The 12,039-nt window shown below is 67.1% G+C and carries 11 protein-coding genes; 7 read left to right on the forward strand and 4 right to left on the reverse strand.

Annotation, left to right across the window (positions count from 1 at the left end):
* Positions 1-3 precede the first annotated feature (3 nt).
* Positions 4-474 (forward strand): 23S rRNA (pseudouridine(1915)-N(3))-methyltransferase RlmH, encoded by a 471-nt coding sequence (gene rlmH / locus ACQZF9_RS03760; protein ID WP_428311932.1) that lies wholly within the window; start codon positions 4-6, stop codon positions 472-474.
* A 94-nt stretch (positions 475-568) separates the two neighbouring features.
* On the opposite strand, the gene ACQZF9_RS03765 is transcribed toward rlmH, so the two are convergent.
* A complete protein-coding gene (locus ACQZF9_RS03765) occupies positions 569-1,567 on the reverse strand; it encodes a response regulator transcription factor (protein ID WP_428311933.1) in 999 nt (332 codons plus the stop codon).
* A gap of 172 nt (positions 1,568-1,739) precedes the next feature.
* Here ACQZF9_RS03765 and ACQZF9_RS03770 point away from each other — a divergent pair, with 172 nt between their 5' ends.
* Positions 1,740-2,363: a DUF1134 domain-containing protein gene (locus ACQZF9_RS03770; RefSeq protein ID WP_428311934.1), complete on the forward strand. Its 624-nt coding sequence runs from the start codon at positions 1,740-1,742 to the stop codon at positions 2,361-2,363.
* A 15-nt stretch (positions 2,364-2,378) separates the two neighbouring features.
* On the opposite strand, the gene ACQZF9_RS03775 is transcribed toward ACQZF9_RS03770, so the two are convergent.
* Positions 2,379-2,837, reverse strand: coding sequence for a GNAT family N-acetyltransferase (locus ACQZF9_RS03775; protein ID WP_428311935.1), 459 nt, complete (start codon positions 2,835-2,837; stop codon positions 2,379-2,381).
* Positions 2,838-3,009: 172 nt separating this feature from the next.
* Between ACQZF9_RS03775 and ACQZF9_RS03780 the strand changes: the two genes are divergently transcribed.
* A complete protein-coding gene (locus tag ACQZF9_RS03780) occupies positions 3,010-3,720 on the forward strand; it encodes a Bax inhibitor-1/YccA family protein (RefSeq protein WP_428311936.1) in 711 nt (236 codons plus the stop codon).
* 83 nt (positions 3,721-3,803) lie between these two features.
* Here the strand turns inward: ACQZF9_RS03780 and ACQZF9_RS03785 are convergent, their stop codons facing one another.
* Together ACQZF9_RS03785 and ACQZF9_RS03790 are read right to left on the reverse strand one after the other, a co-directional pair.
* Complete coding sequence (locus tag ACQZF9_RS03785; RefSeq protein WP_428311937.1) at positions 3,804-4,586, reverse strand: TatD family hydrolase; 783 nt, start codon at positions 4,584-4,586, stop codon at positions 3,804-3,806.
* Between the two features lie 5 nt (positions 4,587-4,591).
* A complete protein-coding gene (locus tag ACQZF9_RS03790) occupies positions 4,592-6,385 on the reverse strand; it encodes a DCC1-like thiol-disulfide oxidoreductase family protein (RefSeq protein WP_428311938.1) in 1,794 nt (597 codons plus the stop codon).
* A 57-nt stretch (positions 6,386-6,442) separates the two neighbouring features.
* On the opposite strand from ACQZF9_RS03790, the gene ACQZF9_RS03795 reads away from it, so the two are divergent.
* From ACQZF9_RS03795 to ACQZF9_RS03810, 4 genes are read left to right on the forward strand one after another with little or no spacing between them, the layout of a single operon-like run.
* Positions 6,443-7,135 carry an alpha/beta hydrolase gene (locus ACQZF9_RS03795; protein ID WP_428311939.1) on the forward strand — a complete coding sequence of 231 codons (693 nt, stop codon included), beginning with the start codon at positions 6,443-6,445 and terminating at the stop codon, positions 7,133-7,135.
* 50 nt (positions 7,136-7,185) lie between these two features.
* Positions 7,186-7,893 (forward strand): hypothetical protein, encoded by a 708-nt coding sequence (locus ACQZF9_RS03800; RefSeq protein ID WP_428311940.1) that lies wholly within the window; start codon positions 7,186-7,188, stop codon positions 7,891-7,893.
* 20 nt (positions 7,894-7,913) lie between these two features.
* Entirely contained in the window at positions 7,914-8,357 is a 444-nt protein-coding gene (locus tag ACQZF9_RS03805) for a TerB family tellurite resistance protein (protein ID WP_428311941.1), read from the forward strand.
* Positions 8,350-11,994, forward strand: coding sequence for a response regulator (locus ACQZF9_RS03810; protein ID WP_428311942.1), 3,645 nt, complete (start codon positions 8,350-8,352; stop codon positions 11,992-11,994). The genes ACQZF9_RS03805 and ACQZF9_RS03810 overlap by 8 nt, the downstream gene beginning before the upstream one ends.
* The last annotated feature ends 45 nt before the right edge of the window (positions 11,995-12,039 follow it).

A 12,039-nucleotide genomic window follows, 5' to 3' on the forward strand; every position in this document is an offset into this window, starting at 1 on the left:
CGAATGCGTCTGCGCCTGATCGCCATCGGTGGCCGTATGCCGGATTGGGTGCAGACCGCATTCGACGATTACGTCAAACGCCTGCCGCGCGAAGTGCGGCTGGAGCTGGTGGAGATTCCGCTGGCGACGCGCGGCAAGAACGCGGATATCGCGCGCGCCCGCCAGCTCGAAGGCGAGCGCGTGCTGAAAGCCTTGCCCGATGGAGTTCGCAGCGTCGCGCTCGACGAGCGCGGTGCCAGCTGGAGCAGCGTGGATCTGGCCGATCAGCTCAAACGCTGGCAGCAGGACGGGCGCGATGTCGCGCTGCTCGTCGGTGGACCGGACGGCCACGCGCCGGACGTGCTGAAACGCGCCGAGCAGAAATGGTCGCTGTCACCGCTGACCCTGCCGCATGCGCTGGTGCGCGTGCTGATCGCCGAGCAGATTTATCGCGCGACGACGCTGTTGGCGGGGCACCCGTATCACAGGGCTTGATCGCGGTCTCTGTAGGAGCGGATCCTATCCGCGACCCAGGACTCGCCATCACAGTCGCGGATAGGATCCGCTCCTACAGCTGGCGGTATCGCGATTAAATCTTCTTCTCCGCCGGATGCACCAGCGCCGCCAGCTCGGTGCGGCTGTAGACGCCAAGCTTGCGATACACCCGATACAGATGATTGGCGACCGTCGACGGCGCCACGCCGATCTTCTTCGCCGCCTGCTTGAACGACAGGCCCTGCGCGACCGCGTTGACCACTTCGCGCTCGCGCACCGTCAGCCGGTCCAGCGGGCCGGCGGTCCAGATGTGCAGCAGGAACAGATCGCCCAGCGGCTCGCACTTGATGCCGAGGCCGCCAACCAGGCCGCTGGAGCCGGCCTCAGGCAACGGGAACGGCAAGGCCTGCGCGCGTTCGGGATTCGGGTAGTGCGTCTCCAGCAGATCGAGAAAACGCGGCTGCGCTTCGTGGAACAGGCCGCTGCTGTCGACCACCGCCGCGCCGCTGCCCGGCGGACGATCGCTGCGATGCAGCTCATGCACGAAGAACACGTGCGAGGCCGCGTTGAACAGGTGATAGGTGATGCGTCGCTGCCAGTCTTTTTCCTGATCGGTGAACGGCTCGTCCGGATTCTTGCGGTACAAGGTCACCAGGCTGTACAGGCCGCTGCGTGTCTCAAGATGACCGGTGGAGAGAATCCTTTCGATGCCCTGCGGCTGGAATACCTGCTTGTAGATTTCGCTGCGATGGAATTCCTCGTCGCTGAGCACGCTGGCCATGTCCACGGGGCGTTCGAGATTGGCCATGATCCGCGGAAACAGCGGGTTCATCGGCAGGGTCGCTTCCAGCTGCGCCGGAAATTCTTCCGGAAGGCCGACCACGGTGCGCGTGTAGAAGCGCCCCTGCGTGGCGCTGCCGCTGCCCCACAGCGCGCCATCATGCGGAATCACCCGCGCCAGGGTCTCCAGCGCCCAGGCGCGATAGCGTTCCGGCGGCACCGCCAAGCCGGAGCGATACAGGCGTGCGATGTAGCGGTCGACCTTCAGATCGGCCGGTTCGGACGATGCAGGGCTTGCACCAGCTGTTGCCACCGAGTCCCCCTCGTTTTTCTGATTCGCGTGTCAGTAAATCTCGATATCGGACAATGTATCAGCGCCAGCCGGTTTGGATGTAGCCTTTGGCCTCGCCAGTCACACACCATTCAGGTTGCGCTCATCCGCTACCGAAAGACTGGGCCACCTTTTTGAAGCGGAGCGGGACTTTATGCGCCAGTTGATCGTAGCGGTTTTGTCGATGGCCTTCGTGTGTTCGGCAATGGTCGCGGTTGCGCAGAACGAGCAGCCCACGCCGGTCGAGCCGCCTGCCGACGAGGCTGCGACGACGGGTGGCCAGCCGGTCAGCCAGGACACCTATAGCTCCGAGGAAATCGTCAGCAAGGGCCGCGACTTTTTCGGCGCGACCACCGAAGGCTTCGCCAAGGCGATCGAGAAGGTCTTCGCCGAGCAGGGCCGGCCGAACGCCTACATCGTCGGCGAGGAAGGCAGCGGTGCGTTCGTCGTCGGCCTGCGCTACGGCAAGGGCACCCTGAACTACAAGGGCGGCGGCGGCCTGCCGCTTTACTGGCAGGGCCCTTCGGCCGGTTGGGACTTCGGCGGCAACGCCAGCAAGGTGTTCACGCTGGTCTACAACCTGCGCACCACCAACGAAATGCTGCAGCGCTTCCCCGGCGTCGACGGCAGCCTGTACGTGGTCGGCGGCATCGGCGTGAACTATCAGCGCAGTGGCGACATCACGCTGGCGCCGATCCGCACCGGCGTCGGCCTGCGCGCCGGTGCCAGCATCGGCTACCTGCACTACACGTTGAAGCGCTCGCTGATCCCGTTCTAAGGGCGGCCTGCTTCGTCAGGCGCTCAGGCGCCTGACGAAGTGGAACGAGCTGACGGCCATGCGCTCGCGAAAGTAGAAGCGATGCGCATCGTGCCGTTGCGTGCCGGAATCCAAAGTCAGCCAGTCGCAGTGCATGGCGATCGCCTTGTCGCTGGCCCAGTTCAGCAGCGCCTTGCCGGCGCCGGTGGAACGAGCCGTCTGGTCGGTGACCAGATCGTCGACGTAGAGCGCGCGCCGGTAGGCGGTATTGACCAGCACACGCCAGACCATCACCGCGACCACGCGTTCGCCGTCGGCCGCGACCGCCATGCGGCCGCCGTGCTCGAACACCGGCTGCATCACCGCGGCGTAGCCCTCGGGCAGCGCCGGACGCAGCTGGCGGTGTACTGTTTCGGCACGTAACAGCCAGTCCTCGCGGACCAGCGTGCCCGAATCGTCGGTTACGGCGATCACCGGATAGGCGTCGGCTTTCATGGCGGGCTTGTTTTTTCCCTTTTTAAACAGATTAGAGGAACTGAAGGGCCGACTTCGCGGTCTGTAAGCGGAACGAAGTGCCTGTGTCGTTTTATACCGCCGCTCCGGGCATTTGCTAGACTGCGGCAAAGATGTAACACCTTGTTACAAACGCTCGACCAGAGAGGAAGTCATGAAGGATCTGCAGACCCAGTATCGCGGCGCCGGTATCGACGCCGGTTTCGGCCGCGCCGGTGCCGTCAGCCCGTCCCAGAAAGTCCTACGCCAGACCTACAGCCTGCTGTCGCTGACGCTGCTGTTCAGCGCCGCCATGGCCGGTGTGTCGATGGCGCTGCACGTGCCCTACGGCCTGAGCCTGGTGTGCTCGCTGGTATCGATGGGCCTGCTGTGGTTCGTGGTGCCGCGCACCGCCAACAGCGAGGCCGGTATCTGGGTGGTGTTCGGCGTGACCGGCCTGCTCGGCTTCGGCCTCGGCCCCATCCTCAACCTGTACCTGAAGATGGCCAATGGCCCGCAGACGGTGATGATGGCGCTGGGCCTGACCGGCACGATCTTCCTCGGCCTGTCGGCTTACGCGGTGAAGACGCGTCGAGACTTCAGCTTCATGCGCGGCTTCCTGGTCGGCGGCATGATCCTGGCCTTCGCGCTGAGCATCGGCCTGCTGATCGCCTCGTTCTTCGGCGTGCACCTGCAGCCGCTGTCGCTGGCGATCTCGGCGATGTTCGCGCTGCTGATGTGCGGCATGATCCTGTACCAGACCGGCGAGATCATCAACGGCGGCGAGACCAACTACGTACTGGCGACGGTGTCGCTGTACCTGTCGATCTACAACCTGTTCATCAGCCTGTTGCAGATTCTCGGCTACGCCAACAACGACGATTGATCGTCGCTGATGGTGCAAAAAAACCCCGCGAAAGCGGGGTTTTTTGTGTGTCGTCATTCCTGCAACGGCGGGAACGAAGAGTTTTACAGTTGGAAAAATCGGCGCGCGTTGGCGGTGGTGCTTTCGGCCAGCTGCTCTTGGCTGACACCGCGTGCCGCGGCGATCGTGCGCAGCACGTAGATCAGGTAAGCCGGCTCGTTGCGCCGGTGCGCGACTTTCGGCGCGGTACGCGGCAGCAGGTAGGGTGCGTCGGTTTCGATCAGCAGTCTGTCGCTGCCGATCAGTTTCACCGCATCGAGCAGATGGCGGCCGCGGCGCTCGTCGCAGATCCAGCCGGTGATGCCGATGTGGCAGTCGAGCTGAAGATAGTCGGCGAGCGCCTCGACGGTATCGGTGAAGCAATGCACCACCGCGTCGACCAGATGCGGTCGGTAGTCGCGCAAGATCGCCAGGAAATCCGTATGCGCGTCGCGTTGATGCAGGAATACCGGCAACTGCAGTTCGACCGCCAGGTCGAGTTGCTCGGCGAACGCGCGGCGCTGCGCATCGCGTGGCGACAGGTCGCGAAAATAGTCCAGACCGCATTCGCCGATCGCTTTGACGCCCGGCTGCGCGGCGAGCGCGCGAAACTGCTGCGCCATCGCCTGCGTCCAGTCGCTGGCGTGATGCGGATGCAGGCCGGCGGTCGCGTACAGATAGCCGGCGTGAGCGGCGGCGAGCCTGGCTGCCGTCCCGGAGCTGTCGGCCGAACTGCCGGTGACGACGATCGCGGCGACGTCGGCAGCGCGCGCGCGTTCCAGCACCGCCGGCAAATCCGCATCGAAACTCTCGTGCGCCAGATTGGCGCCGATGTCGATCAGCTGCATGGGTCTCAAGGCGCGGCCGAGGCAGCGCAGTCCTGACGTCCGAGTACGCGCTGTTCGAGCCGGCGGCCTGCGCCGGCCTGAAGATCGAGCACGGCTATCAGCTTGAACGACACCAGACGATCGGCGGATTCGGCGGAGCGTCCGTCATTCCAGCGCTCGCACAGATAGTCGGCCCAGCGCGCACGCACCGCTGCAGCCTCCGGCTGTGCCATCTGCCGGCGGAATGCGCGCCAATGCAGGCCGTCGTCGCGTATTGCGGCCGGCTCGTCGAAGCGCAGCGCGTCGTCGGCGCCGCGCAAGGCATCGACTTCGCGGCCATCGCCGAGATGGCCGGCCGCAACCCACCAGCTGTCGGCCGGCGTCGGCGAGGGCGAGTAACGATCCCAGTGCTGATCCAGGCGCAGCAGCTGCAGCGGCGGCGCCAGCAGTTTCTCGAATGGACCGGCCGGTGTGCGCAGGCCGGCGAGGTTCCACAGCAGCACCAGGGTCGCCAGCACGCCGGCGATGCGCTGCACGCCGGGCGAGGGCACGAAGCGCAGCGCGCGCTCCGGTATCAGTTTGTCGGTGACGCGCGCGAACGCCGGGCGATTTCGCGCCACCACCTCGTAGGCCAGGTCGGCTGCCGCGCTGAAGCCGAGTCGCAAAGCCAGCCGGCCCAGCCAGGAAAACAGCGGCGAGCGCTTGATCAGCAGCAGCATCGCCGCGCCTTTGAGAAACGCCGTGTCGTCGTGATCGATCACCACCCAGGAATCGTTGGCGCGCAACAGCGAGTCGGCGCGGCGATGATCCTGCGCCGGCAGCACTTTCGCGTGCGGCAGCACCAGCATCTGCGTCAGCAGCCGGCAGGACTTCAGGCAGAAGCCGCAGCCGCGGTCGTAGTAGATACGCAACTCGCCGCCGCTGTTCTGACGGCGCAGACGCAGCGCACGGTTCTCCCAGAACGTCGCGCCGACCAGCGCGATCAGGCCGACGATCTGAGCCCACGGCAGCACGCCGCAGCGCAGCGTGAACATCGTCAGCAGCGCCACCAGCAGCAATTGCAGCAGCAGCACCGCGCGCACGACGATGCGTAGTCGCGCGATGCGCGTGCTGCCGGCCCGCAGCAGCAGGATCAGCGGCGAGACCAGCTGCACCGTCAGCGCCCAGCTGGTGATCGCCTCATTGGCGGCGAGGTGTTGACGCAGCCAGCGGCCGGCAGCGAGCACCTCGGTGTCGGCCGCGTAAAGATTCGCCGCGGTTGGCTGCAGCAGCGCCTGAAACACGAACACCGACAGCAGCTGCAGCAGCAGCGCGGCCGAGGCCCACGAGGCGTGGCGATGATCATCCGGCGGCGGCTGCGGCGACAGTGCGGCATCGACACTCCAGCGCGCCGCCATCGGCAAGAACAGGCTCCAGAACAGCAACAGGCACAGCAGCACGTCGCCGGCGCCGATCACCAGCGGATTGCGGTTCAGCAGCGAGGCCGTCAGCAGCCAGGCGATCAAGGTCACGACGCGCGTGCGCCAGCCGAAAGCCAGCAGCAGCGCAGCAAGGGCCTGCGCCAGCAGCAGCAGGCTCTGGAACCAGGCCTCGCCATTGGCCAGATGCAGCGACCAGCGCCACGGCGAGGCGACGCCCGCCTGCAGCGCGCGCGGCAGCACGCCGGCGTCGCCGTAGAACGCGCCGACTTCACCCAGGCGCGACAGCGTGTCGATCAGCAGCAGCAGGCCGAGCGCGAAGCGCATCGCGGCGAGCGAGCGCAGGTCGAGCGCGAACGCGCGTCCGAGGCTGTCGGTCCAGAAGCGGGGATTGGGGTTCATGCAGGGCAAAATCTTACCCTATCGGCCTGTGCGTCTCTGCATCGTTAAACTCCGCCCATGACGACGACCCAAGACGCCACGCCCCACCCTGATCTGCCCGCCCCCGGCCAGGGCCGCGACCTGCTGCTGCCCGGCGCCGCCGGCAATCTGGAGGTGATGCTGGCCGCGCCGCGCGAGCTCGCGCCGCGCGGCATTGCCGTGATCTGCCATCCGCATCCGCTGTATGGCGGCGCGATGAGCAACAAGGTCACCTATACGCTGGCGGCGATCGCGCTGAAAGCCGGCTTCTACGCGCTGCGCTTCAATTTCCGCGGCGTCGGCCGCAGCGAAGGCGCGCACGACGAGGGCAAGGGCGAGACCGAAGACACCTTGCTGCTGGTCGACTGGCTGCGCCAGCGCGTACCGGAGCACTTCCCGCTGATGCTGGCGGGCTTCTCGTTCGGCGGCTACGTCAGCGTCGCCGCCGCGGCGCGCGCGCGGCCGGCACTGCAGATCAGCGTCGCACCGCCGTTCGGGGGCCGCTTCGTCTACGAGACGCGGCCGTTGCGGCCGCCTTGCCCCTGGCTGGTGATCCACAGCCGCGACGACGATACGGTTGCTTTCGACGCCACCGCCGCCGCGCTGGCTGCCTACGAGCCGCCGGCCGAGCTGCATGCGGTCGACGGCGCCGGCCATTTCTTCAATGGCCGCCTCGGCGACATCCAGCAGGCCGCGGCTGATTTCATTCAACGCCATCTGCCGGCGGCCTGAGCTATCCTGCGGCGGCTGTTGCGGCGCCTTTGAAACTCCATGGAGAACACATGAAACGTCTGTTGATGCTTGCCTGCTGCCTGGCCGCCGGTCCCGCGATGGCCGATGACTACAGCATCGAAGTGCCCGACCAGGGCGCGTTCCACGAAGTCTCCAAGGACCTGGTCAGCGCGTTCAGCTATCACACCCTGGCGCCGGCGGAAGCCACCGGCGTGACCGGCTTCGGCATCGGCGGTTTCGGCAGCTACATGTCGACCGACGAAAGTGCGTGGGAAACGCTGACCGGCGAAAGCCTCGGCGAAATCGGCATGGCCGGCGTCACCGCGCACAAGGGCCTGCCGTTCGGTGTCGACGTCGGCGGCTTCTACGGCTGGGTGCCGACCACCGGCGCCAGCGTCTACGGCGCCGAATTGCGCTACGCGATCCTGGAAGGTGGTGTCGCCTCGCCCGGTCTGGCGGTGCGCGGCGCGTTCACCAAGTCCGCCGGTGTCGATGACATCGACCTGACCACGTACAGCGTCGACGCGACCCTGTCCAAGGGTTTTGCTTTCATCACGCCGTACATCGGCGCCGGTTATGTCTGGGGCGACGTCAAGGTCAAGGGCACTTACGAGGACGTGCTCGACGACGAAAGCCCCGACCAGGGCCGCGTGTTCGCCGGCATTCGCATCTCCGCCGGCTTGCTCGAAATCACGCCGGAATACGAGCACATCGGCAGCCGTGACGTGTTCAACCTGCGCCTGGGCTTCTCCCTCTAGCAGCCGGCCGAGTCGCGTCCATGTGGCAGAAGCTGCTGCGTCATTTCGAGTCGCCGCCGGTGGACGAGGCGGCGCGGCAGCGCATCGCGGTGGCGGTGCTGCTGCTGGAATGCGCGCGCGCGGATTTCGAGCGCAGCGAGTCCGAGATGGCGGCGGTGCGCAGCGCACTGCGCGGCTATCTGTCGCTGGACGATGCCGCTCTTGATCGGCTGCTCGCCGAGGCCGGCGAGAAAGCGCGGCAGGCGGTGTCGCTGCACGAATTCGTGCAGCGGCTCAATGCCAGCATGCAGCCTTCGGACAAGATCGAGCTGATCACGATGCTGTGGCGCGTCGCCTACGCCGACGGCCGGCTCGATGTGCAGGAAGAGCATCTGCTGCGGCGTCTGGCCGACCTGCTGTACATCCCGCACGGCGATTTCATTGCAACCAAGCTGCAGACCGAGGCGCAGATGGGCAATGGCTGATTGGCCCGCCGAGATCATCGCCCCGGTGTCGCGCTCGCGGCTGCGGCGCTGGATCGCGGATCTGCCACTGCTGGCCAAATTCCGGTTGATCGTTCTCGCCCTGCTGGGACTGTTCATCTGCGCCTGCGCGGCGTTCCTGGCAGTGCAGCAACGCGAAACCGTGGCGCGGCAATGGACCGTGCACACCTACCAGGTGATGTCGGTCGCCGAGCGCAGCGAAACCGCGCTGCTGAACATGCGCCGCTTCCTGCGCGACGGCCTGCTCGCCGGCGATCCGTCGCGCATCGACGCCTACCAGACCGAGAGTGATCGTTACGAGGTGCTGTTCGCCGAGCTGCGCGAACTGCTGAGCGACAACCCGGTGCAGCAGGTGCGCGTCGAGCGCATCGAACATCTGAAGGCGGACTGGGAGGAGGCCTTCGTGCGGCCGGCCATCGACCGGCTGCGCAGCGCCGAGCTGCTGGATAAAGCGCACCAGTCGGACGATTTCCTGGATTTTCTGAAGAGCGGCGGCGTCTCTCTGGATTCGCTGCAGGCCGAGCTGCTGCAGCTGCGCGCCGAAGAACGGGGCTTGCTCGTCGAGCGCGTCAGGACACTGGATCGAGTGGCCGTGCTGGGCCGCGACGTTGTCGTGATCGCGGCACTGCTCGGCCTGATCGCGTCGCTATATGCGCTGATCGCAGCGCGTCGCCTGGTGGCCGAGCCGCTCAACGAGCTGACCGCGCTGATTCCGCGCATTTCCGCTGGCGGCCATGTCGAGGCGATCCCGTATCGTGCACGCAAGGACGAGGTCGGCGAGTTTGCGCGCTCGCTGTCGGCGCTGTCGCAGCTGGTCGAGCAACGCGCCGGCGACGACGCGATCAAGACGCAGCTGGCGAGCTTGGCCGGCGAACTGCAGCTCGCCGACACGCACGAGGCTTTCGGCGACGCGCTGCTGCGTGCGCTGTGCCCGGCGATCGAGGCCGGCTACGGCGTCGCCTATCGCTGGAATCCGGTCGCCGAAGAGCTGCAGGCCTGCGCCGCCTACGGGGTCGCCGCCGGCGAACTGGCGTCGCGCCACTTCAAGAGCGGCCAGGGCATGGTCGGCCAGTGCGTGATGGAGGCGAAGATCCTGCGCCTGTCGCCGGTACCGCCGTCGTATCTGAAAGTCTCCTCCGGCCTCGGCGCGATGACCGCGCATACCTTGAGCTTCGCGCCGCTGTTTTCGCGCGGCGAAATCGTCGGCGCGATCGAAGTGGCCGCGCTGAAACGTCCCGGCGCCCGCCACGACGATCTGATCGAGCAGGCGCTGGCGCCGACCGCGCTGGCCTGGCAGACGCTGGCGCGCAGCCTGCGTACCGCCGAGCTTCTGGAAGTGACGCGCTCGCAGTCCGAGGAGCTGCGCAGCTCGGAGGAGTCGCTGCGCATCCAGCAGGAAGAACTGCGCAGCACCAACGAGGCGCTGCGCTCGCGGTCGCAGCTGCTGGAGCAGCAGAGTGGTCAGCTGATCGCCTCTGAAGAGGAGCTGCGCGCGCAGGCCGAAGAACTGCGCCTGGCCAACGACACCCTGCGCGATCGCAGTACGGCGCTGCGCACGCGCCAGACCGAGCTGGAAGCCGCGCGCGGCAAGCTCGAGATCCATGCCGCCGAACTCGAACGCGCCAGTCGCTACAAGAGCGAGTTCCTGGCCAACATGAGCCACGAGCTGCGCACGCCGCTGAACAGCCTGCTGATCCTGTCCAAGGGTCTGGCCGACAACGAGGACGGCAATCTGACAGCCGACCAGGTCGAGAGCGCGCGCATCGTCCACGACGCCGGCCAGAATCTGCTGCAGCTGATCAACGACATCCTCGACCTGTCCAAGGTCGAGGCCGGGCGCATGACGGTGCTGCCGGAGGAGGTCGGCCTGCGCGGCTTCGCAAGCTTGCAGGAGCGCAACTTCCGCCACGTCGCGCGCAGCCACGATCTGCAGTTCGGGGTGGTCATCGGCGACGACGCGCCGCAGACCGTGCGTACCGACAGCACCAGGCTCGGCCAGATCGTCGTCAACCTGCTCGCCAACGCGTTCAAGTTCACCGAGAAAGGTGGCGTCACGCTGCATATCGGCCGGCCCGACCGCGAGGCGCTGCGCAGCGCCGGCCTCGCCGGCCTGGTGCCGGAGCGCGCGGTCTGCTTCAAGGTCAGCGACAGCGGCATCGGCATTCCGCCGGACCGGCTGGAGGCGATCTTCCAGCCTTTCGAGCAGGTCGATTCCAGTACCTCGCGACGCTTCGGCGGCACCGGCCTGGGCCTGTCGATCGCGCGCGGCATGGCCGGCCTGCTCGGCGGCAGCCTGCAGGCGCAGAGCACGGTTGGCGAGGGCTCGAGCTTCCTGCTGATCCTGCCCGAGCATCTGGAAACCCTGGCCGAGCCGGCAGCGCCGGCCAAAGTCGGCGCTGCGGCCGAAGCCACGCCAGTCGAAGCGCCGGCGATACCGCAGCCGGGGACCGCGGTGCTGCTGATCGTCGAGGACGACCTGTCGTTCGCGACCATCCTGACCGGCCTGGCCGCGCGCAGGGCGATCCCGACGCGTGTCGTCGGCAATGGCGCCGACGCGCTGAAGATCGCGGCTTCGACGCCGCTGCTCGGCGTGCTGCTCGACGTCGGCCTGCCCGACATCAGCGGCTGGCAGGTGCTGCAGCAGCTCAAGGCTTCGCCGGCGACGCAGCAGGTGCCGGTGCACATCATCTCGGCGGCGGACGATCTGGACCGCGGACTGCAGCTCGGCGCGATTGGCGTCCTGACCAAGCCGGTATCGCGCGAGGCGGTGATCGGCGCCCTCGATCGCGTGCTCGCGCCGGCCGGCAGCGGCGCCGGCGCCGCGCCAGGCGCACCGCGCCGCGTGCTGCTGGTCGACGACGATCTGGGTTCGCGCGCCGCGGTGCGCAAGCTGCTCGAACCCGAGGCCGCGCAGATCGAGGAGGCGCAGAACGCGCATGAGGCCGCCGAGGCGCTGCGCACGCGCCGCTTCGACTGCCTGATTCTCGACCTCGGCCTGCCGGACACCTCCGGCCTGGACCTGCTCGACCAGCTTGCCGCGGCCGGCATCGTACTGCCGCCGGTGGTGGTGTACTCGGCGCGCGAACTGAATCAGGACGAGATGCTGAGGCTGCGCCAGTACACCGAGAGCATCGTCATCAAGGGCGCGCGCGCGCCGGAGCGGCTGCTGGACGAGGTGTCGCTGTTCCTGCATGCGCTGGCGCCGCCGCGTGGCGCCGCCGCGCCGACCAGCAGCGATCCGGTGCGCGACGTCGCCGGCCGCCACGTGCTGATCGTCGACGACGACATGCGCAACATCTTCGCGCTGAGCAAGGCGCTGCGCACGCGCAAGCTGCAGGTGACGATGGCGCAGGACGGCTACAAGGCGCTGGCCGCGCTGGACGCGACACCGGGCATCGACCTGGTGCTGATGGACATCATGATGCCGGGCATGGACGGCTACGAGACGATCCGCCGCATCCGCGAGCGCGAGGAGTGGAAGAAGCTGCCGATCATCGCGGTCACCGCCAAGGCGATGAGCGGCGATCGCGAGCACTGCCTCCAGGCCGGTGCCAACGACTACTGCGCCAAGCCGATCGATATCGACCAGCTGATGTCGCAGATCCGGGTGTGGGTGTGATGGCGGCGCCGCTCTTTTGTCATTCCCGCGAAAGCGGGAATCCAG

Source organism: Hydrocarboniphaga sp. (genome assembly GCF_965279055.1).
Taxonomy (GTDB): Bacteria; Pseudomonadota; Gammaproteobacteria; order Nevskiales; family Nevskiaceae; genus Hydrocarboniphaga.